17 protein-coding genes and 1 tRNA gene are annotated in these 21,633 nt (G+C 57.8%); 10 read left to right on the plus strand and 8 right to left on the minus strand.

The window, feature by feature from the left end; translation table 11 throughout:
• Nucleotides 1-153 precede the first annotated feature (153 nt).
• A complete protein-coding gene (treY, locus tag ACVWXE_RS04250; RefSeq protein WP_457443526.1) occupies nt 154-2,955 on the minus strand; it encodes a malto-oligosyltrehalose synthase in 2,802 nt (933 codons plus the stop codon).
• 175 nt (nt 2,956-3,130) lie between these two features.
• On the opposite strand from treY, the gene ACVWXE_RS04255 reads away from it, so the two are divergent.
• The 3 genes from ACVWXE_RS04255 (at nt 3,131) to ACVWXE_RS04265 (ending at nt 5,882) form a co-directional block, all read left to right on the plus strand.
• Nucleotides 3,131-3,799 carry a hypothetical protein gene (locus ACVWXE_RS04255; protein WP_457443524.1) on the plus strand — a complete coding sequence of 223 codons (669 nt, stop codon included), beginning with the start codon at nt 3,131-3,133 and terminating at the stop codon, nt 3,797-3,799.
• A gap of 34 nt (nt 3,800-3,833) precedes the next feature.
• On the plus strand, nt 3,834-4,703 hold the full coding sequence (locus ACVWXE_RS04260) for a M48 family metallopeptidase (protein WP_011433741.1): 870 nt from the start codon (nt 3,834-3,836) through the stop codon (nt 4,701-4,703).
• Between the two features lie 240 nt (nt 4,704-4,943).
• A complete protein-coding gene (locus ACVWXE_RS04265; RefSeq protein WP_457443522.1) occupies nt 4,944-5,882 on the plus strand; it encodes a PfkB family carbohydrate kinase in 939 nt (312 codons plus the stop codon).
• On the opposite strand, the gene ACVWXE_RS04270 is transcribed toward ACVWXE_RS04265, so the two are convergent.
• The 3 genes from ACVWXE_RS04270 to ACVWXE_RS04280 all read right to left on the minus strand — a co-directional run bounded on the left by ACVWXE_RS04270 (nt 5,876) and on the right by ACVWXE_RS04280 (nt 9,944).
• Complete coding sequence (locus ACVWXE_RS04270; RefSeq protein ID WP_011433743.1) at nt 5,876-7,600, minus strand: ABC transporter ATP-binding protein; 1,725 nt, start codon at nt 7,598-7,600, stop codon at nt 5,876-5,878. The genes ACVWXE_RS04265 and ACVWXE_RS04270 overlap by 7 nt on opposite strands.
• Nucleotides 7,601-7,636: 36 nt before the next feature.
• The gene (locus ACVWXE_RS04275; protein WP_457489676.1) at nt 7,637-9,367 is read right to left on the minus strand and encodes a diguanylate cyclase domain-containing protein; all 1,731 of its coding nucleotides are present in this window, start codon (nt 9,365-9,367) and stop codon (nt 7,637-7,639) included.
• 247 nt (nt 9,368-9,614) lie between these two features.
• Nucleotides 9,615-9,944, minus strand: coding sequence for a PAS domain-containing protein (locus tag ACVWXE_RS04280; protein WP_457489677.1), 330 nt, complete (start codon nt 9,942-9,944; stop codon nt 9,615-9,617).
• Between the two features lie 664 nt (nt 9,945-10,608).
• Between ACVWXE_RS04280 and ACVWXE_RS04285 the strand changes: the two genes are divergently transcribed.
• From ACVWXE_RS04285 to ACVWXE_RS04300, 4 genes are all read left to right on the plus strand, one after another.
• On the plus strand, nt 10,609-10,968 hold the full coding sequence (locus ACVWXE_RS04285; RefSeq protein WP_011433745.1) for a hypothetical protein: 360 nt from the start codon (nt 10,609-10,611) through the stop codon (nt 10,966-10,968).
• A gap of 249 nt (nt 10,969-11,217) precedes the next feature.
• Nucleotides 11,218-12,138: an L-lactate dehydrogenase gene (locus ACVWXE_RS04290; protein WP_457489702.1), complete on the plus strand. Its 921-nt coding sequence runs from the start codon at nt 11,218-11,220 to the stop codon at nt 12,136-12,138.
• Between the two features lie 92 nt (nt 12,139-12,230).
• Nucleotides 12,231-12,950 carry a tRNA (guanosine(46)-N7)-methyltransferase TrmB gene (trmB, locus tag ACVWXE_RS04295; protein WP_414343030.1) on the plus strand — a complete coding sequence of 240 codons (720 nt, stop codon included), beginning with the start codon at nt 12,231-12,233 and terminating at the stop codon, nt 12,948-12,950.
• 98 nt (nt 12,951-13,048) lie between these two features.
• Nucleotides 13,049-14,632: a CPBP family intramembrane glutamic endopeptidase gene (locus ACVWXE_RS04300; protein WP_457443518.1), complete on the plus strand. Its 1,584-nt coding sequence runs from the start codon at nt 13,049-13,051 to the stop codon at nt 14,630-14,632.
• Between the two features lie 12 nt (nt 14,633-14,644).
• On the opposite strand, the gene ACVWXE_RS04305 is transcribed toward ACVWXE_RS04300, so the two are convergent.
• From ACVWXE_RS04305 to ACVWXE_RS04315, 3 genes are all read right to left on the minus strand, one after another.
• Nucleotides 14,645-15,706, minus strand: coding sequence for a J domain-containing protein (locus ACVWXE_RS04305; RefSeq protein WP_457443516.1), 1,062 nt, complete (start codon nt 15,704-15,706; stop codon nt 14,645-14,647).
• Nucleotides 15,664-16,521: an ABC transporter substrate-binding protein gene (locus ACVWXE_RS04310; RefSeq protein WP_457489678.1), complete on the minus strand. Its 858-nt coding sequence runs from the start codon at nt 16,519-16,521 to the stop codon at nt 15,664-15,666. The genes ACVWXE_RS04305 and ACVWXE_RS04310 overlap by 43 nt, the downstream gene beginning before the upstream one ends.
• Nucleotides 16,522-16,679: 158 nt before the next feature.
• Nucleotides 16,680-17,552 carry an inositol monophosphatase family protein gene (locus tag ACVWXE_RS04315; protein ID WP_457489679.1) on the minus strand — a complete coding sequence of 291 codons (873 nt, stop codon included), beginning with the start codon at nt 17,550-17,552 and terminating at the stop codon, nt 16,680-16,682.
• Nucleotides 17,553-17,821: 269 nt separating this feature from the next.
• Here ACVWXE_RS04315 and ACVWXE_RS04320 point away from each other — a divergent pair, with 269 nt between their 5' ends.
• The 3 genes from ACVWXE_RS04320 (at nt 17,822) to ACVWXE_RS04330 (ending at nt 20,226) form a co-directional block, all read left to right on the plus strand.
• Complete coding sequence (locus tag ACVWXE_RS04320; RefSeq protein WP_414356749.1) at nt 17,822-18,379, plus strand: FHA domain-containing protein; 558 nt, start codon at nt 17,822-17,824, stop codon at nt 18,377-18,379.
• 72 nt (nt 18,380-18,451) lie between these two features.
• Nucleotides 18,452-18,523: transfer RNA gene (locus ACVWXE_RS04325), tRNA-Gln, on the plus strand.
• 227 nt (nt 18,524-18,750) lie between these two features.
• Nucleotides 18,751-20,226 carry a cobyric acid synthase gene (locus tag ACVWXE_RS04330; RefSeq protein WP_457413122.1) on the plus strand — a complete coding sequence of 492 codons (1,476 nt, stop codon included), beginning with the start codon at nt 18,751-18,753 and terminating at the stop codon, nt 20,224-20,226.
• Nucleotides 20,227-20,240: 14 nt separating this feature from the next.
• Here the strand turns inward: ACVWXE_RS04330 and ACVWXE_RS04335 are convergent, their stop codons facing one another.
• Complete coding sequence (locus tag ACVWXE_RS04335) at nt 20,241-21,443, minus strand: RNA-guided endonuclease InsQ/TnpB family protein (RefSeq protein ID WP_457489680.1); 1,203 nt, start codon at nt 21,441-21,443, stop codon at nt 20,241-20,243.
• Nucleotides 21,444-21,633: the final 190 nt, after the last annotated feature.

Consider the following 21,633-nt stretch of genomic DNA (forward strand, 5'->3'; position numbering starts at 1 on the left):
TGCGCTCTTGGGGGCTGCTGTAAACCAGCCTAGAGGTTCGGGCCTGTTTTGTTCTCTGGTAGAGCAGAGCAGGCTCAGGGCTACTGAAAGCCCGCCCCGTACCGCTTAGCGGTCGGAGTCGGGTAGTTTACGCCCTAGCTCCCGCCTAGGCCGCTAGCGGGATTGTCCCCACAGCAGGGCTACCGGGAAGGATTTCAAGACAACGCCCACCGGCAAGGTTTCGCCGGCAGGGATCCTTTCCTGGGTTAGCCCATTCACCCAGTCCAGCCGCTTCCAGCGCGGCAGATGAATTTCGGTATCTGCCCAAACGGATTCTCCCAGAGGATCTTGGGTTTCGTCGATCAACTTTGTTAAAAAACGCGGCACTACCGTGAGCAATACCTGCTTGCCGTGCTGACGGGCAAAAGCCACAATGTGGGCGGCATGGGATCCGCTGATTTGCAGAGGAATGTAGCTGCCCTCGAGAAACAATTGGGGCTGTTCCTGGCGGGCCTTGAGCACATGATGAATCAGAAACAGCTTAATGCGTCCGTCGCTGCGGTGCAGGAGCAAATCCGCAATGAGTTGGAGAGGATCCTGTTTAACCCGCCGTTGAATTTCTTCTAGATAGGCGAGGCGACGGGAAAAATCCACAGGCCGACGATTGTCGGGATCCACCATGCTCAAATCCCACAGTTCCGTGCCTTGGTAAATATCCGGGATCCCAGGGCTGGTCAGTTTGATCAGCGTCTGTGAGAGAGAATTAAAAATGCCAAAGTGAGCAACTTTCCGTTGGAAAGGCAAAAAGGACTCCAAAAAGGGGTTAGGACCTTGAAGGATCCGTTCGATAAAGGCGGTAGTGGCTTCTTCGTACTCGGTATCGGGGCGAAGCCAAGCGGTGTGAACTTTAGCTTCCCGCACTGCTTTGATGGCATAGTCTTTGACCCGCTGTACGAACTGGGGCACCTCTTCCGGTTGGAAGGGATAGGAGCCGAGCAAAGTTTGGTAGAGCAAATACTCGTCATTGCGATCCGGCAGTTCTGAGCGCTTGGCTTGTTTGCTGCGGACTTTGTAGCCGAGGTTCAGTTCATGCCAAAGGTTGATGTGCTTTTCCCACTCGGCGGGGATTTCAGAAAGCACATTCAGCCGGGCCCGCACATCTTCGCCACGCTTGGTGTCGTGAGTGGCAGAAGCATTCATGGACAGAGGCCACCGAGCTGCCCGCTCTTGATTAAAGCGGTGAAACTCTTGCACCGAAAGGCCAAAGCGACAGGGATCCCCACCGACTTCATTGAGAGATAAAAGGCGGTTGTACACATAAAAAGCAGTATCTTCTACCCCTTTGGCCATGAGAGGGCCGGCCAACTGCTGCAAGCGCATGGCAAAATAGATCTGCTCATTTTTCTCCTGGTCTGATAAATTGTCCAGAGACTCCAGGCAGAGAAAGCGCTGAATAAAATTCAGCTCATTCACCAAAACGGGCAGGTTCTCCTTGGCCTTCTCCACAGCTTGACGAACCACCTGTTGACCTTCTGGACTGAGGATCCCTTCGTGGATATAGACGCGGTAGACCGGAAAGCACACCAAAACTTCTACCAAAGCTCGACGTAAACTGTAGAGGGTAAAGTCATTGGCATAGCGATGGTGGCTGGTGATCTGTTTGAGCAAAAAAGCAAGGTTATCCATATCTCCTGACAGGTTGCGCTCGATGATCAGGCGTTTTTTATCTTCGATAACCTGCTCTGGGGAATGCCGTAGATTTGTGAAATTTTGATAGAGAGAGTCAAAAGCCTCTGCATTTTCTTCTTGACAAAAGATGCCGTTGAGCTTAGCCAAAAAATCATAGCCCGTTGTGCCCTGAACCGGCCAGCTTTGGGGCAGACTTTCATTAGCCTCTAGTATTTTTTCTACTACGATGTAGAGATTTGGGCAGCGTTCCCGCAGGCGATGGAGATACTCTTCGGGATTGAACAACCCATCGATATGATCGATGCGCAAACCACTAAAACGCCCCTGTTCTGCAAGCTTAAAGATAAGCTGATGGGTTTTGCGAAACACCTCGCGATCTTCCACCCGCAGTGAGATCAGCTCGTTAATGGTAAAGAAACGACGATAATTGATCTCCTCAGCACCCACCTTCCAGAAGGAAAGGCGAAAATTTTGCCGCGCCAGAAGACTATCCAGCAGGTCAAAGCTTGACGGATCCCCTGGCTTGCCGTTAAAGATGGCAATGTTCTCGTCAAAAAAGCTCTGGATAGGTTGGCTAGACGTGTAGAGTTCCCACAATGAATGCTTGGCAAAGCTAATTTGATCGGTGCGCTCTAGGAGATCTTCCTTGCTGGGAATGAATTTCAGGCTGAAGAGGATCCCGAGCAACTTGACGTAGTCAGGGTGGCTGCGTCCCAATTTTCGCCGCAGTTTGCTCAGGTTGTAGGTAAAAACATCCGCATAGGTGTCAATATTGAGGGGGAACCTCAAGTTGTAGTAGTTAATACTTAGGCCATCGGCATCATAACGAAGCTGGATTTGACCCGACTCCAAACATTTGTCGTAGAAATCTCCCAAGAAAGGGGCTAAGATTCTGCCTTTGATCCCCAGGTAAGAGTGATTCCAATTCACATCAAAGTAGTCAACAAAATCTGAGTTGGGGCCGCTCTCCAGAACGTCCATGAGCATCTGGTTTTGGCCATCGTAGGCCATGTGATTGGGCACAATGTCCTGGATCCAGCCTATTCCCTGCTGATTGAGGGCTTCCCACAAGAGCTCAAACTTTTCGCTTCCCCCCAATTCCTGATTAATTTGCCTGGGATCCACCACGTCGTAGCCGTGGGTGCTGCCTTTGCGGGCTTGGAAGATGGGAGAGGCATACAAGTCACTGATGCCCAGCAACTTCAGGTAGGGAACAATCTGTCGTGCTGCGTCGAAGTCAAACCCAGCATGAAACTGAATGCGATAGGTGGAAGTCGGGATCCGCATGATGACCTTAGAACAATGACAAAGAAGCCGAGCTTGCCAACGGCATAGGGTCAAGAGAACAGATGTATCTAGGGTAGCGGCTAAGATCAAGGAGTCCTGCAGGGGAGAGGCGAGGTTAGTGAACTTGTCAAGGCCACAGAGGAGCGCTTCACCCCCGGTAAGGGGGCCGGCAAGGATGGCGAGGTGGGCAGGGATCCTGCTCGTGGGTGGGCTGATGGGGAGTTGGCGGAGTGAGGCAACCTGGGCAGAAAGCGAGTTTCGGGTGGGGAGTGAGCTGGTTTTGACCCTGCGCACCCCCGATGCCCCCGCTCGCCTCCGTCTGCTGAAGCAACGGTTGGAAGAGATTTTGCTACAGGCCAGCAGCCCTCAGGTGCAGGTCAGTCTGGATATCCCCAGTCCCAATCCCTCGACGACCGGCAGCGGGGATCCCCCAGCTCAAGCCGCTCGGATTCTTTTGAACCAGCAACTGCTGTTGGAGGTAACTCCAGCCGATGCAGAGGCTCATGCTGCTCCCCAACCGGCAGATCTGGCAAGGATCTGGGCGGATCGCCTGCAAACGGTGTTCAACCAGGAATCCAGTCGGCAGCAACTGTTTTTGGGATTGGGGCTGCCCCCGCACTTGACCTGGCAAGGGCGACTCTATCGCCGCGCTGAGCGTGCTGCCGCCGATACTGGGCGCTTTGTTACCGATGGCACTCGCATTCAAGATCATGTGGTCTACTGGGAGATCCCCTCTGGAGAGAACCCGTTTGACTTTACCAACAAGCCGACCCTGCCGGATCCGCCGCCGGAGCGGCTATTTTTGTTGAATCGCCACCGCCAGTTTGTGCCCTACGAGTTGTAACCGAAGTCCTTTCTCCCTCTGTTGTCTATTGTCTATGTCGTCCATTCAACGAGAACCTCGCATTCTGTTGGGCCTGCGGGCCGACCAATTTCGTCATCCCGTGGATCTGCAAGCCACCCGCTCTCTGCAGCAAGTGCCGGGGCTGGGCCTGCTGATTCAAAATTGGCTTGGCTCAACGGCAGGACAGATATTTTATCTGGACAACATTGCTTCCAGCATCCAAATTAACGAGCATCAGTTGCCGGAAATTCATCAGCTTTTGGTGCAGGCCTGTCGCATCTTGGATCTGGAGGTGCCCCAGCTCTACGTGCGGCAGAACCCCACGCCCAATGCTTACACCTTTGCCATGCAGGGGAAAAAGCCCTTCATTGTCTTGCACAGCTCTCTGCTGGATCTGTTGGAGCCGCCGGAAATTCAGGCCGTGATCGCTCATGAGTTGGGCCACTTGAAGTGCAATCACGGGGTCTACTTGACGATGGCCAACATTCTCATGCTCTCCACCAGCTTGCTCCCCTTCGGGGGGTTGTTTTATCAGGCGTTGCAGGATCAACTGATGCACTGGCTGCGGTGTGCCGAGTTTACCTGTGACCGGGCGGCGCTGTTGGTAGCCCAAGATGCCAAGACGGTGATCTCGGTGTTGATGAAATTGTGTGGGGGATCCCCGCAATTAGCCTCCAAGCTGAACGTGGACGCCTTTTTGGAGCAGGCCCGTACTTACGACGAGCTGGACGGGGATCTGTGGCAGATGGAGCTGAAGCAGATGCAAACGGTGGGGCGCACCCATCCGCTGCCGGTGCTGCGGGCCAGAGAAATCGAGCGTTGGTTCCGCAGCAACACCTATCAGCAGATCCTGGAGCTCCAGGGATTGGGCTCCGCACCGCGGACGTCAACGGCTGCTTCGTAAACTACCCGACTCCGACCGCTAAAGCAGTACAGAGCGGGCTTTTAGTAGCCCTGCAGTTGGCAAGCCAACCACGAGCCTCTGGGGTGGTTTACAGCACCCCCAATCGACCGTTACCAGTGCCTTAAACAACCGTTTCTGGTGTCCGCAGTACAATTATAACCATGGAGGCGGACTTTCCTCTCGACACTGATCCTACCGGTACAGCACGGGGCTCCTGCGATTTCTAGCTGAGTGCTCAAGATGGATCCCTCTCATGTGCCCCTGGGTTTGCCGCTCATCTTGGGGGAGGTGCTTTTCGACTGCTTCCCCACCGAGGTTGTGCTGGGCGGAGCAGCTTTGAATGTGGCTTGGAACCTCAAGGGGCTGGGATCCGATCCCCTCTTGCTCAGTCGTGTTGGCCAAGACGAGGCCGCCAGAGAGCTGCTGGGGGCCTTGCGACGGCAGGGGCTGCGCCTGGAGGGTCTGCAGCAGGATTCTGTTCACCCCACCGGCAAGGTTCAAGTAACCCTGGATGAGCAAGGGATCCCCACCTTCGCCATCTTGCCCGACCAAGCCTACGACTACATCCAGTTGGATATCGGGGCTCTGCAAGCTCTCCAGCCCAGCCTGCTCTACCGGGGCAGCTTGGCAGCCCGCCGGGAGGCAGCCCATCGCCACTTTCAAGAGGGGATCCCCGCTTTGGGCTGTCCCGTGTTTCTGGATCTCAACCTGCGGGATCCCTGGTGGCATCCAGACGCCATCCAGGAGATGCTGCGCACCTGCACTTGGCTGAAGCTGAACCAGGCAGAGCTGGAACAAGTAGCCCGGCTGGAAGGGATCCCTGCCGGAGACGTGCTGGAGCAAGGACAGATCCTCCAGGCTCATCTGAACCTGAAAGGTCTATTTCTGACCTTGGGAGCGGCAGGCGCGCTGCTGATCACCCCTACTCAGATCCATCGGGCCGACCCAGTGCCCGCGCCTCAGCTGGTGGATACAGTGGGGGCGGGAGATGCATTTAGCGCCGTGGCCATCCTGGGGCTGTTGCGGGGATGGCCGGAGGCGATTCTGGTGCAACGGGCCGTGCAATTTGCGGCGGCCATCTGTGGGATCCCGGGGGGAGCGCCTGCGGATCCGGAGTTTTACCGGCCCTTCCGGCAGGCATGGGAGATCCAGGAGATCCAGAGGCCAAGGGTTCAATGAAACTGGCGCAGGTGAAACTGGGCGTAGCGACCCCCTTTGCCCAGCAATTCTCGGTGATTTCCCTGCTCCAGCAATTGCCCCTGCTCCAAGACGAAAATGCGGTGGGCGGTGCGTACCGTCGAGAGGCGGTGGGCAATCACAAAAACGGTGCAGCGTTGCATCAGCCGTTGCAGCGCTTCCTGCACCAACGCTTCTGACTCGTTGTCCAAAGCCGAGGTGGCCTCGTCCAGGATCAAGATCTTGGGGTTGAGGAGCACGGCGCGGGCAATGGCCAGCCGTTGCCGTTGTCCACCGGAGAGGGTGACCCCGCGTTCTCCCACGCGGGTGGCGTAGCCATCGGGCAAGCTCTCGATAAAGGTGTCGATGTTGGCCACCTGGGCCGCCTGGCGTACCGCTTCCAGGTCAAAATGCTCTTGTCCGTAGGCGATGTTGCTGGCAATGGTTCCCGAAAACAGGGTGATCTCCTGCGGCACAATGCCGATCTGCCGGCGCAGGCTCTTGAGGGTGACGGTGCGGATGTCGATGCCGTCGATGCGGATGCAGCCCTGCTGGGGATCGTAAAAGCGGGGAATCAGGCTCACCAGGGTGGATTTGCCGGCGCCGGAGGATCCCACCAGGGCCACAATCTCGCCGGGAGACACCTGAAAGCTGATCTGTTTGAGCACCGGCTGATCCGGTTTGTAGGCAAAGGAAACTTGGTCGAACTCCACCCAACCCTGAATGGGAGGCATGGGGCGGGCCCCGGGCAGCTCCCGGATTTGGGAGCGGGTGTTCAGCAGCTCGAAAATCCGCTCCACCGAAGCCTCACCCTGTTTCAGCTCGCTGTAGTTGTTGGTGATGTGAACAATAGGGTCGATCAACATCGCAACACCGGCGATAAAGCCGAGAAACTGGCTGCCGGTCAGGTTGCCCTGGCTAATTTGCCAGCCGCCCACCCAAAACACCCCCAACACGCTCATGGCGTACAGAAAACCCACCACCGGGTCTTGAATGGCTTTCACCTGTTCGGTCTGAAACCGGGCCAGGCGGTTGCTTTCGGCAATGGCACTGAAGCGGCGAATTTCGTAGTCCTCAGCCGCAAAGGCGCGAGTGAGGCTGATGCCAGCAAACACTTCAGTCAAGAGGGCGGCCAAATCCGACATCTTCTCTTGGTTGAGGCGGGAGCGAAACAAAAGGCGATCCCCAAACCAACTGATCAAGGCTCCCATCAGGGGGGCGATCAGCAAGGTGGTCAAGGTGAGAATGCCGTTGAGATAGAACAGGTAGGCCACCACCGCCAAGATGGTGAGCACGCTGGGGATGAAGCGATGGAAAAACCGCTGCACCACCTCTCCCACCCGATCCAGATCCCCCGTGAGGCGATAGACCAGATCGCCAGTGCGGCTGCCGGAAAAATAGTCTACATCCAGTGCCTGCAGGTGGGCATAAATCTGTTGGCGCAATTCCAAAACCATTTGCAAGGAGGCCCTCGCCATCAGGGTGTCTTGGCCATACTGAAAAGCGCCGCGCACCAAGAAAAACACCACCCCAATCAAGGCCAGCATCCGCAATTGCCCCAGATCCCCGGCACCAATGGAGCGGGCCACCCACTCGATCAAGTAGGCGAGGGCGGGCATGGTTAGCACAAAGCCAAGGGTACAGGTTAGCCCCAGCAACAACATCCACAGATGGGGCCGAATGAAGGGAATGAGACGGCGATAGCTACGACCCGGATGCACAAATCACAAACCAGAAGGGCTTCTGACCCAACCAGCTTACAGGATAGTGTTGCGGACTGCTGCCGGGATCCCTGAAACTGGCCGGTAGAGCTGAAAGCCGCTGCGACCCTTTTCTTTGACCTGGTAGAGGGCCAAGTCGGCATGGTGCAAAAGGGTGGACACTTCTACGCCGTCTTGGGGGTAGAGGGCGACGCCGATGCTGCAGGTCACGGAAAGGGAATGGCCCTCGCAGGAGAAGGGAGTTTGAAAGGCATCGACAATCCGCTGAGCCAGACGCGCTGCCACTGTGGGGCTGCCGATTCGGGGCAGCAGCAGGGTGAACTCATCCCCTCCCCAGCGGGCGACGATATCTCCAGGGCGAACGCACTTGGTTAGCCGTTCGGCTACCCCCTGCAACAGGGCATCGCCGACACTGTGGCCGAAGGTATCGTTGATGTCTTTGAAGTGATCCAAATCCACAAAGAAGAGGGCCAGTGATTCACTGCAGTATTGCTGCAGGGCCTGCTGCAGCCGCTCTCGAAAGGATTCGCGGTTCACCAAACCTGTCAGGGCATCATGATGAGCGCGAAACTCCATGTAGGCTAAGCTCTGCTTTTGGGCGGTGATGTCTTCGCAGATGCCTTCATAGCCGAGGATATTTCCGGCTTTATCTTTAACCAAACGGGCCTTTTCTCGGACCCAGATGATCGAGCCATCCCGCCGCCGCAGCCGGTACTCAAAGCCGCGTACGGATCCCTGCTCCTGCAATAGCCGCACAAATTCTTCCCACTGGCTGGGATCCACATAGAGCTGCCGCTTGCCCGCCTCTTTCGCTTCGCGCATCAATTCTTCGGGGGAGCTGTAGCCGCAGATCTGGGCCAGCATCGGGTTGGCGGAGAGATACCGACCTGCCGCATCGGTGAAAAAAATGCCCTCTACCGCATTCTCGAAAAAATTGCGATAGCGCTCCTCAGCCTGGCGCAGCTCCTCTTCCACTTGCCGGCGCTCCGAGATCTCGAGGGCCAGAGACACCAAATCCGCCAGGGATCCGGCGAAGTTTTGCTCTTCTAAGGTCCAGTGGCGAGGGGAGCCAATGTGCTCGTGGCAGAGAACTCCCACCATCCGTCCTTCCAGTCGAATGGGGGCATCCAGCATCGAGACCACTCCCATTGCTGTCAGGTAGGAATTGCCGAACTCGGCGGTGCGGGGATCCGCCACCACTTGGTCGGCAGCAATGGTGCGCTCTTGCTCCAGGGCTTGAAAATAACGGGGATAGTCTTTGGCCCAGATCTCCGCCCCTTGAGTATGGGATCCCTCGGGGTTGTCTGGGGTGATCTCGAATTGATTGATGCAGCGAATGCTGGAGCGCTCCGACGTGTAGAGCCAGACCCCCACCCGTGCCACCCCCAGGGTATGGGCGGCTGTAGTACAAATCTGTTGCAGAGCAGCTTGTAAGTCTCCTTGGCTGAGGGCTTTGTGCCGGGTGAGCTCCATCAGAGCCCGGTTGTGCTCCAACAGTTGCTTTTGGCTGCGCTGTAGCTGCCACTCCACTTGCTTGCGTGCTGTGATGTCCTGACAGGAGCCGACAATTCGGCTGATTGGCTTGTTCTCCTCAACTACTGGAGAAAGGGTAACGATTAGAACATGGGTCGACTCTGGGTCGGGAGCGGCAGAGGCCGTTAGGCTCAGCTCAAAGCTCACTTGCCGGCCATGGCTGAGGCAGTGTTCGGTGTGCAGTTGAATCTGCGCAGCCAGAGAAGGCGGTAGACAACTCTGGAGCTGATACATTCACGCTGAACTCTCCCGAACATGGTTCAGGAAAGAAGCGATCGCATCCTGCCTATCTCTGTTCGCGTCAGCGGGACGGAGTCCAAACAGGAAGGCGGTATCCCGCAAAGCCCTGAGGAATACCCCCCGAGCGCTTTCCCCCTTCACTTCCCGGCAACCGTTGCGGTGGACTCAAGGATCAGGGGGAAACTTGGTCTACTATATCCCTCTCAATGACTTTTGCCAAACCGCCTAAAGCTCAGTAAATTCAGCAAAGTTCAGGGTTTTGGGGGTTAGAGGCATGCTCTTCTCCCTCGATAGGTCGAGAGGAGAGAAAAAACATCCTGCAAAAAGCCGGGTTACCCACCAAAAACCGACAGCGCGGTTGAGGTGAGCCTCTTTCTGGCTCCGGGGGCAGACACTCAAGGACAAACAACCCATCGCTGACGCTCTCGAATATGGTGCGCAGCACAGCCCGTCCCCGAGCCTGTACCGGGCGCCCACGGTACATGACCTGGGGATTCCACAGATCGGCCCGCGTCAGCGCATCATAAACGCTGCCAGCCTGGTCTGGCCCAGCAGTCCCCCTTTCAACCATAGGCTAGGAACACCCAGTAGACGCTCGGGCAACGGGGAGGGCAAGCCGAAAAAAACAGCTATGAATTCACGCTGTCTCTGCCATTCTACGGTCATCCTATGGAATTGTTGGGGGAGTTTGTGTGTCTCTCGATACAAAAGATCCCCGGGCTGGCACGGGCTTTTGGGTGCTCCGGAGGGGATATTCTTTGAAGCAACTCTTGCAGGTTAATCAAGAACTCTGTCCTGCCGGCGTGAGGAGACCTGCGCTGCCGTTTTCAAGGTTAAACCGCTTCTGGCTCCCGAACTTGTTCTACCCGTACATCGACACGCTTGGGAAGGAACCAGGCTCCTATTAGTTAGAACTGCTCTCATTAGAAAGAACCTCAGCTAGCCCTGGAAAAGGGATCCCTGCCAGACCCAGGATGGCTAATTCCGCGGGCGTGGGATCCCCGATGCATCCAAGGCAAGAGAGGAAGACTGATGGATACAACTCCACCACTCAACCGAGTAACAGCATAGCTCTATTGAGATTAGCTTTCAATAGCGTGCCGGCAAAGTAGGGATCCTCTTTGATAAAGACTTGCATTAAGCTTGAGGAGTCTGGTAGAGTATTTACCCAAGTAGCAATTGCTAAAGATTTGCAGTTAAGTCTTCTCAGGAGAACAAGCTGCGGAGTGGCAAGCATGGCATGGCAACAGGTTCAGGCGGGGGTGTGGTGTAGGCAGTTGGGGCAATTGGCGCCTCAGTGGTGGTTGGGCTGGAGTCTGGAGCAGGGCTTTCGGCTCTACCGCAAAGAAGTTTCCTCTGCTCTGCCTTCTCTCTCTGCTTTGAGGATTCGCTACCAAGAGCGAGATGGCTGGCTGGACGTGTTTCTGGGAGAAGCGGAGCAATGTAACCGACGACGGCGCAGCCTTTTGGATCCGGCAGCGCGGGTAGCCTTGCACTACATGCCGGAAGATTTAGCTCAGATTCAGTCCCTAAAGTGTCCTCACGAGCGCATTCCTCCGCAGCTTTGGCAGCGGCTAACCCAGCAGCCGGGTTGAGGACTGTTGAAGGTTAGAGGGCTATTTATTGTTTTTATTGTTTCAGATGGATCCAGTCCGCTGCGGCAACCGATCCTGCCTCTTCTCGCCTTTCCAGTTCTTCTGGAGAGCGGTAGCCTGTTTTTTTCTTCCTCTAGGCAGGCTTAAGCTGGAGAACGAAGAGTAGCGGCTGCAGCCATGACTGTTTCTAAGCACCAACCCAAGCAGCGCTCCCAGCAGCAGGTCGAGGGGCTGACTTCTCGCCGCCTTTTGAAGGGATCCATCATCGGAGCCGGCCAGGTAGGCATGGCCTGTGCCTACTCGATGGTAATCCAGAACACTCTGGATGAGCTGGTCCTTCACGACATCGACCGCAACAAGCTGGAAGGGGAAGTGATGGATCTGGTGCACGGGATCCCCTTTGTGGAGCCGACGCGGATACGGGCAGGGGAACTGGCTGATTGCGCCGAGTCAGATGTAGTGATTTTAACGGCAGGGGCTAAGCAGCGGCCTGGAGAAACCCGTTTGGATTTGGTGCAGCGCAACGTCGAGATCTTCAAAGGCTTGATCCCGGCCTTGATGGCGCATTGCCCTGACACACTCCTTTTGGTGGTGAGCAATCCCGTTGACATCATGACTTACGTTTCCCTGAAGTTGTCGGGGTTGCCGGCAGGGCAGGTAATTGGGTCGGGGACGGTTTTGGACACAGCCCGCTTTCGCTATCTTTTGGCGGAGCGCCTGGGGGTGGATCCGCGTAGCCTGCACGCCTACATCATCGGCGAACATGGAGATAGCGAGGTGGCCGTTTGGAGCAAGGTGAACATCGCCGGCACCCCGATTGGGGAACTCTCGCCGGACTGGGATCCCGCCTATTTGGGGGATATCTTCGAGCAGGTGCGCAACGCTGCCTACGAGATCATCCGTCGCAAAGGGGCCACCAGCTACGCCATCGGGTTAGGGGTGACGCAAATTGTCCAAGCCCTGCTGCGGGATCAACACCGCGTTTTAACCGTGAGCAGCCTCACCCAAGGGGAGTACGATCTGCCAGAGGTCTGTCTCAGCTTGCCCAGAGTGGTCGGGCGGCAGGGGGTGGAACGCACGCTGGCCATGTCCCTCACCGAGAGCGAGCGCAAGCAGCTGCACCGCTCGGCCCAGATCTTGCGGCAAGTCATCGACAGCATCCGGTGGTAGCCTAGATCTCCTGGACTTTTGTCGCTCCCCTCCAAGCTGGGGGATCCCTTGGTCAGTGGGCGAGGGCCGCAGCTGGCGGCAGGAGGTGGTCTATGGAAGCAGAGGTGCAACAGGGGCAGCAATCGCCTGAGGGCCAACTGGAGAAGCGCCCCCCTTCTCCGCCTTGGGCCGGGATCCCCTTACAGAGGGGCCTCGGTCACCGGGTACGGCAGCACGTCAATCCCCTGCAGGCGCAGTATCAGCAGCCCACCCCCCCACCCCACTGGGAGCGGGTATACCGACGGCTGGGGCAGCCCTTTCATCTGGATATCGGCACAGGGAGCGGACGATTTCTGCTGCGCCTCGCTCAGGAGCAGCCCGACTGGAACTTCCTGGGGGTAGAGATTCGGCAGGCGCTGGTGGAACGGGCCAATGCCTGGCGGGACGAGCTGGGGCTGGATAACGTCCATTTTCTGTTTGCCAACATCAATGTCTCTTTGCGGCATCTGTTTGCGCCGGGGGATCTCAGCCGCGTAACCATCCTATTTCCGGATCCCTGGTTCAAAAAGCGCCATCACAAACGGCGGATCGTCCAGCCCCAACTGGTGGCAGATCTGGCTCTGCTGCTGCGACCGGGCAGCCCCGTCTTCCTGCAATCGGATATCCAAGAGGTGGCCGAAGAAATGGCAGCTCGATTTTTAGAGCATCCGCAGTTTTGGGATCCCCACCAGGGGCCTTTGGACTCCAATCCCCTCGGCATCCCCACGGAGCGGGAGTGGCACTGCCTACAACTGGGCCTGCCCATCTATCGCTATTGGCTGGAGCGACGGTGACAACAGGACAAATCCGTAATGCAGTAATAACAACTCCATTCCGCCAAGACAATACAGAAGATAGGATATAACCCGCTTGAGTTGGATCCGTCGCCGCAATGTCTCACTCTGAAACCACGGCCTCTGCCGACCCCTCCTCTGCTTGGTTTTCTGTTCGCCGTGGGATCCTCAACCTGCTGAGCCTATTGGCCATTGTGATTGTCGGGCTTTCTCTTTCCAGCAGTTGGTTTCAGCCGCCGCCCCAAACGCAGTTGGATTTGTTGCAAACCGATCTCGCCCTGCAGGCTTCCCGCACCCTCGATGATCCCCGCTATCAGGATCTGGCACGGGCACTTTTGGGTCAGGATGTGTTCAAGGTGGCCCAAAATCGCTATCAGCAGACTGCCGATAACTACGCCGAACGCCTGAAACGTTTGAAACGGCTGGCCCGTTTAACTCCTGCTGGCGAATCTGAGGCGACCAGCCCAGAACCTGCCCAATCTCCAGAGGTGGATCCCGCCCTTCTGGCCTCCATGCAAGATTTGCAGACGGAGCTGGATGCACTGTGGCTGCGCCTTGGCTTGCTCTATGCCTACCAAGAAGATCTGGAGGCCGCTCAGCAGCAATGGCAGCAGATCATCGACCTGGAACGTCCCGTGGAGCTGGAATCGAGCCAAAAGGGGGCAGCGCGGGTTTTGCAAGGGCTGTGGGGAACACCGCGGCGCATCTTGCCAGAGGCGGAGGTGCAGATTCGCAATCATCTGGATGGTTGGTTTGAGGCGGTGGCCCTGCAACAGCTTTACCGACTGCAGCAGCGCAGCGATAGCCTAAATGCCCTCAACCAACAGCAGGAAAAATTGGCCTTGGCGGCTCTATTTCGACTGGCGGTGGTGGGCGGGATCCCCGTGCTGGGGGCGCTGCTGGGGTTGATGCTCTTGTTGGGCTGGCTGGGCTGGAGCCTTTGGCGCAAACGTCCGCTCCTGGGCCCTGCTTGGGAAGTGCCTTGGCCGGGGATCGGGGCGCAAGCGGTGCTGACCGGCTGGTTTTTGGGGTTTATCGCCCTCAACGCTTTGGTGCCTCGACTTTACATCATCATTCTCGGCCTGGGGGCAGAGCAGCTCAGCCCTTGGCACCAGGCGGTAGCCCTGTTTCTCACCTACAACTCCGGCGCTGTGCTGGGGGCGGGGTTATTGTACCGTCTCTTGCACACCTACCCCGGCTGGCAGAGGGTGCTGCAGGTGCGGTTGTGGGGTCCTTGGCTGCTGTGGGGCTTGTGTGGCTACTGGGTGGCCTTGCCTTTGGTGGTGCTGGCAGCGGCACTCTCGCAATTGCTGCTACCGCAGGCAGGGGGTGGGAACCCTATTCTGCCTCTGCTGCTGGATAGCCATGGTTGGGGGGCGCGGTTGGTGTTTTTGGCCGTGGTGTCTGTCTGTGCCCCTGTTTTTGAGGAGGTGCTGTTCCGGGGCTTTTGGCTGCCTACTCTAAGCCGCTACCTGCCTATGGGGGCCGCCATTGGGCTTAGCGCCTTCACCTTTGCCCTTGCCCACCTCAACCTCTCTGATCTGCTGCCTTTGACCATGCTGGGGGTGGTGCTGGGGGTGGTGTACAGCCACAGCCGCAACCTGCTGGCTCCCATCCTGCTGCACAGCCTCTGGAATACGGGATCCCTGGTGACGCTGCTGGTGCTGGGAGGAGCGCGTTAAGGGGGGCTCTGCCTACTTTTTCCTGCCGAAGAGGCGGCTAAAGAACCCGCCGTTGTCTTCTTTGCGGGGAGGCGGCACCACTTTCTGAGCCTGTGACGTTTGACGGCTGGCCACTCGCGTTGGCGGGACGGAGTCCTTGGGGACGGGAATGGGCTGTTGAGTGGTGACTTGCTGCAGCCAGCGGCGCACTTCTGCCATCAACTCGGCGTTGGCAGGTTCTAGGCGACTGGCTTGCATAAAGTCTGCTTTGGCCATGCCGGTATTCCCCTGCTTCAGGTGGGCAATGCCCCGGTGCAGGTAGTAGCGGGCCACGTTGGGCTCAGCGCTGATGGCAAAGTTCAGATACTGCACCGCATCCCGGTATTGCTTGCGCTCGATCATGTCCAAGGCTTGGATAAAGCGGGTTTCCCCAGGGCTGAACTTGGGGGCAGGCGGTGGGGTGGGAACAGGCTGAACAGGGGGACGGCTGGGCGGAGCAACGACGGGGGAGGCTGGGATCCCACCCACAGTGGTACGGCTGGGGGAAGGGGTTGGGATCCCGGTCGCGGTAGTGGTTCTAGAGGCAGGGGCTAGGCTCCCCTGGTAGCCGGCCTTGAGCAACAAATAGGCCAGGTTCAGCTCGCTCAATTGCTCGGTTTTCTCCAGCAGGGTTTCCATGGAGCTGTATTGTTCTTTGGCCAGCTTCTCCACCCGCCTGACATACTCTTCTTGCCAATCGGGGCGCTCGGCCAAGCCCTTGACGGCTTCCCCAGAGGGCCAAAGATCCGGGGGGGGCGTCTCCAAAAGGCGTTTAATCCGCATTTTGAGCACCGTTTCATATTCCCCTCGCTCCCGCTCTTTGGTCAGCACTTCGTTGGCCGGGTTGACCAGCTTGGCAAAGAGGATGTTGGCGCGCTCTGCACCTTCGGGATCCCCCACAAACCGATCCGGGTGGAGGGCCTTGGCCGCCTGCAGGTAGCCGCGCCGGATCCCCTTGGAGTCGGCGGTAAGGGGCACGCCTAAGATGGCGAAATGGTCAGTCTCGTAGCGGGCTAGCCCTCGGTTGAGGCGGGGGACATTAGAGTTGGATCCCATAGTTGCCACTTCTCTAAAATCTGCTGCAAGGTTCCGTTTTCGATCAGGCTGGAAATCGCCCCATCCACAGCTTCCTTCAGGGAAGGATGCTGAGAGGATACTACTCCCACCAGAGGCATGGGGAACAGGGGCGGCCCCACCAGGCGCAGCCGGGATCCAGCTTGGCGCAGGTTTAGGGCGGCAACAGGCTGATCGACCAGCACAGCATCCAACTGGCCAGCCTGTAGCTGAGCAAACAAGCGCTCAGGGTTACTGGTGGCAAAGAGACGAATGGCGTTGCCTCTCCTCTCGTTGTACGCCTCCAGCAGGGCTGCCCCCGTACTGTTAACTACAATGCCCACTTTGCGGCCAAATAATTGCGACAGTGTCTCGATGGCCGGTTCCTCTGGCCCGGAGGCGGGGAAGGGATCCCGTACCACCAAGCGCTGCGGGCTGAGGTAGTAGGGCCGGGTGGCCAGAAACTGCTCCGGATCCAAGCCCAAAGCTTCCCGCGCTCCCCAGATCAAGTCCACCTCATCCGCTTGCAAGGCCGCCAACTGCTCGCTCCAGGCCACGTAGATGGGATCCACCTGCACCTGAAGGGTTTGGGCAAGCGCCTCCAGGATATCCCACTCGAAGCCGGCGTAGGTTTGTCGCTCCAAGTCGGTGTAGAGATAGGCCGGCCCCAGACTGGGATCCAAGCCAACCCGAATGCGCCCCCGAGCTTGGATCTCAGTCCAACGGGAATCAGGGGGCTGTGCCTGCTCGGTGGGGGCGACTTTCCCTTGTGCCGGCTGAGGGTAACCGGGGCCAGCAGTGGCAACCCCAAGGGCCATCGCTCCCAAGAGGAGAGCCAGGCCGAACTGTGCCGCCCGGCAGCCATGTCGCTGTTTTCCGGGGAGTCCGCTAACCCATCTCCTATCTACCCTGCCCAACATAGGGTTCTTGGAATCTTCTTGATTATTCCTCGATTATTCGTCAGCTACTTCTGTCTTCAATTCAACTCAACTGGGGAGCTTTCCCGGTTCTGATAGGCTGGGCGTGGATCCCGCCGCATGGGAAAGGAGACCGGCAAAGGCTGTACTTGGGCCAGTTCTTCTTGCAGAGCAGCGTGTAACCAGCCATTGCTGGCCAACAGTCGGCCACTGTAAACGTCCACCGGGCTGCCATCATAAGCGGTCACCTTGCCGCCTGCCTCCCGCACCAGAACGATCCCTGCGGCAATGTCCCAAGGGGAGAGGCCCCGCTCCCAGTAGCCATCCAACTGACCGGTGGCCACATAGGCCAAATCCAGAGCTGCAGATCCGCCCCGCCGCACTCCTTGGGTGAGATGGGTAAAGTGGCAAAACTCGGCGTAGTTGTTGTTAGGGGTTTCGCGACGATCATAGGCAAAGCCGGTCACCAGCAAGCTCCGAGACAATTCAGCCGTTGTGGAGACTCGAATGGGTTGGCGGTTGCGGGTAGCCCCCATCCCTTGGACGGCGCGAAACAGATCCCCGCGAAAAACGTCACAAACAACCCCCAAAACCGGCTCCCGCCCCTGCAGCAAACCGATGGAGACGGCAGCGAAAGGGTAACCGTGGGCAAAGTTGGTGGTGCCATCCAGGGGATCGATCATCCAAGCGTAGGCACCCTCCGGGGATCCCTGCTGGCCTGATTCCTCGGTCAAGATGACATCTTCGGGGAAGTGCCGCCTCAAGATTTTCAAGATGAGATCCTCGGAAGCGCGATCCGCCGCAGTCACCAAGTCGCCCGGACGTTTCTCCTCAATGGCGAGGGTGCCTCCCACATAACTGCGCAGCAAAGCCCCTGCCTCCAGGGCAGCTTCTGTGGCCACATCCAACCGACGCAGCAGGGCCTCCGTCACACCCCTACCTCAAGAATCTGTTACTCAGGATAGCCCGCGAAGGCTGAGGCTCCCAAGGGATCCCTGAAAGCCAAAATAGGCCCAACCTGAGCCCAAGCCCAGTTTCCGGGGAAAGGGGGTATCTCCAAGGCTGCCTATGGTGTATAGTACAGTACACTGGGGCTTGTGGGTTTTCCGGCAGCCCGCCAAGACCAGAGTTCCTTTGAAAGCAGTAGGGTTTTGGGGAACTATAGATAAGACTTTGAATTTGGAAAGCCAAGCTGCTGTAAATGGCGTTGAGCGTTGAGGGGGGAAGACCTTTGCCACATAGCTACGACGATTTTTTCACCTCCATCACAGAGGTTGGCGGGAAAAGTCCTCTTCCCAGCCAGGGCTTTGATCTGCCGGCGGATTTGTTCGATCAAGTCCCTGAACGGCCGGTGTCCCATCCGGAGTTCACCCTGTCCATCTGCCATCCTGTCCGGCCCTGCAGCTACATCCTGCGGGAGAGTATCTATACGCTTGGACGGGATCCCTCCAACGCCATCCAGATCGTCAATCGGTTTGTCTCGCGTCGCCACGCTTACCTGGTGCGGGTGCCCACCAAGTCCAACCGGACAGGGTTTACCTATTGCCTGATCGACGGCAACCGCAAGGGCCAGTCCAGTACCAATGGGGTGTTTGTCAACGGCACGCGGGTGGCTACTCACTACCTGAGGAGCGGAGATGTCATCTATTTCGGGCCGGAGATCCGCGCCTATTTCTTTGAGGTAGCCCGCACTCTCCCCGTGACTCCTCTTGACATTGGCCCTGACCTTGGCGAAGAGCTTCAGCTTCCCCACGCATAGGAGCTCACTGCAACTGTTGACAGACCCGAAGCTGCATCGCTAGATTAATTAAGCTGGTTAAGCAATGTGAATTGGGGCATCGCCAAGCGGTAAGGCAGCGGGTTTTGGTCCCGCCATTCGGTGGTTCGAATCCATCTGCCCCAGCTCAAAATCCTGTCGAGAGCACAAAGCGCAAGCCCTTGGGATCCCGTGCAGACCTGGGGTTTCGGCTCTTGGCATCAGCAGGGCGCGTTGCTCTGGGGAACTGAGGAATCATGGGGTCGCCTTTGCCAACGGAGGCCCTGGCTTGGTAGGACTGGCCGCGGAGAGAATGGCAACAACCAGAAACCAAGGGTGAGGGATCCGGGGTGAGCTGTTCAGGTCGATCCTTGATGGTGGTGGGAACTTCTTCCCATGTGGGCAAAACCCTTTTGGTGACAGCCCTCTGTCGCATTCTCAAGAAAGCGGGAAAAAGGGTTGCCCCTTTCAAAGCTCAGAACATGTCCCTCAACGCCTATGTCACCCCAGACGGCAAGGAGATTGCCTACGCGCAGGCTCTGCAAGCTTGGGCTGCCGGGATCCCCCCTGCGGTGGAAATGAACCCGATTCTTCTGAAGCCCCAGGGCAACCTGACTTCCCAGATCGTCTTGAACGGAGTGGCGGTGGGCACCTACCGCGCCGGAGAGTATTACGAGCGCTGGTTTGCGCCGGCCTGGCAAGCGGTCAAAGAAGCCCTTGCTCGCCTACAACAGCAGTACGACTGGATCCTTTGCGAGGGGGCAGGTAGCCCGGCAGAGGTGAACCTCAAACATCGAGACTTGGCAAATATGCGGGTTGCCTTGCATTTGGGATCCCCCACTTGGCTGGTGGCAGACATCGACCGAGGTGGGGCGCTGGCCCATGTGGTGGGCACACTCCAACTGCTGGAACCCGAAGAACGGGCCCTGATCCGGGGCATTGTCATCAACAAGTTTCGCGGCTCGCGGGAATTGTTGCAGCCCGGCCTGGATTGGCTGGAAAACTACACCGGGATCCCAGTTGTCGGGGTCTTGCCTTGGGTGGACTGGGTTCTGCCCCAAGAGGATTCGATGGGAATTGCAGCCAACCCCCTGCTTTGGGAAGATCGCCGCGACCGGGCCGGTGGCCAAGCCCTGAGGGAGGGGCGACTGGAGATTGCTGTGGTGCGTTTGCCCCAGGTAGCCAACTTCTCGGATTTTGACCCCTTGTTGGCGGAGCCCACCGTCCATCTGCGCTGGGTTCACCCCGGCCAAAGTTTGGGATCCCCGGATGTGGTCATCCTGCCCGGCAGCAAAACCACCCTCAACGATCTGTTCGCGTTGCAAAAGACCGGCTTGGCCGAGCAACTGCGCCAATACTCCGGCCATATCGTCGGCATTTGCGGCGGACTGCAAATGTTGGGAGAGACCATCGCCGATCCCGAAGGCTGGGAGGGGATCGCCGGCACCTACTCGGGGTTGGGCTTTCTCCCTTTGACCACCGTTTTACAACCCACCAAGGTCACCCAGCAGGTACAGACCCAAAGCCGATGGCCTGCCCTGGCCCCCATCCAGGGGTACGAAATTCATCAGGGATCCACCCAGGCGGATCCCTCTGGCTGCCTGCCGCTGTTCGAGCAAGAGAACCTGGGCTGGCGGGATCCCACGGGTCGGATTTGGGGCAGCTATCTGCATGGCCTGTTTGACAACCACCTGTGGCGGCGACAATGGCTGAACTGGCTGCGCCGACAAAAAGGCTGGGATCCCTTGCCGGATCTGGAGGGCCACTATGCTCAGCAGCGGGAGCAATTGCTGGAGCGCCTGGCCGATCTGTGGCAGCCTCACCTGGACTTGGGCCTGTTGATGGAATAGCCGCTCCGAAAGACTTATGCAACGCTGAACAAAACAGAACTTTGCCCAGCATCGCTGCTTTCTTCCTGCTTCAGCGACCCATGACTGGCGGCAGAGTTCACCTCCACCGCCCCGCCAGAGGGATCTCCACAGGCGTTACTTCCCCGCGAGCTGCAGGTAGTTAGATACCACTGGGCTAGGTTGATGGCTGCATTCAAGTCGCGGTCTAGCTCCAGACCACAACACGGGCAGCGAAATACCCGCTCGCTGAGTGGCATCTTCTGTTTGTGGCCACACCCTGAACACAGTTGGCTGGACGGATAAAACCTATCCGCCACCACCTGACAGCCGTAGAGTTGGGCCTTGTACTCTAGCTGTCGCCGAAACTCGTAGAACCCACAGTCTGACAGCGCTCCTGCCAACTTGCGGTTCTTAAGCAGGTTCTTCACCTGCAAGCCCTCAATCACCACCACCCGATACTTCTTGGCCAGGTAAGTCGTTAGCTTGTGCAGATTGTCTTGCCGAATGTCTGCCACCCGCTTATGGGCCTTGCCTAACTGCACCACCGCCTTCTTACGGTTAGCGGATCCCTTCTGCTTGCGACTCAGCCGCCGTTGCAGTCTGGCCAGACGCTTCCTCGCCTTGCGGTAGGGCTTTGGATTCTCGAATACTTCCCCGTCGGAACAGGTGGCCAGGTGATGGATACCTAAGTCCACTCCCACAACTTCCCCGGTTTTCTCTACCTGAGGCGCTGGAGCTTCATATTTGAAGGAGATATACCAATGTCCGGCGCGAAGACTAATGACCACGTTCTTGGGTGTGGTCGCCGGAAGTAACTCTGCACAGCGCAGCCAACCGAAGATAGGCACCTTGATGCGGTCGCCAGAAATGCGGATGCTGCCTTCTAGGTAAAAGCTGTCTCGCACTCCCTTGCGTTTGAAGCGGGGGAACTTCCCCAACCCACCCCGCCAGCGCTTAAAGGCTTGCTCCAAGTTGCGTAATGCCTGCTGAGGAGCGCATTTGGAGACCTGGTAGTACCAGGGGTTTTCCTTCTTAACCTCGGCTACCAGGCGCTTGTGCAGGTCAATGGCGGTGGGGAGTTTCTGCCGGTTCTCCAGGGCTTGCTGACAGATGGCCAGGCCCCAGTTGTAGGCGTGACGGGCTACCCCAGCGTGCTGAGCGGCTAGGGTCTTCTGCCGGTTATTCAGCTCTAAGCGGGTGCGGAATCCAAGCAGCATTCAGATAGAAATTGCAGGAGCCCCGTACGGTACCCGTAGGGTCAGTGTCGGGAGGAATGCTATAATGGTACTGCGGGCACCAGAAACAGCTTTTAGGGCACTGGTAACGGTCGATTGGGGGTGCAGTAAACCACCCCAGGGGCTCGTGGTTGGCTTGCTAACTGCAGGGCTACTAAAAGCCCGCTCCGTA

This window comes from Thermostichus sp. MS-CIW-41, from assembly GCF_054058915.1.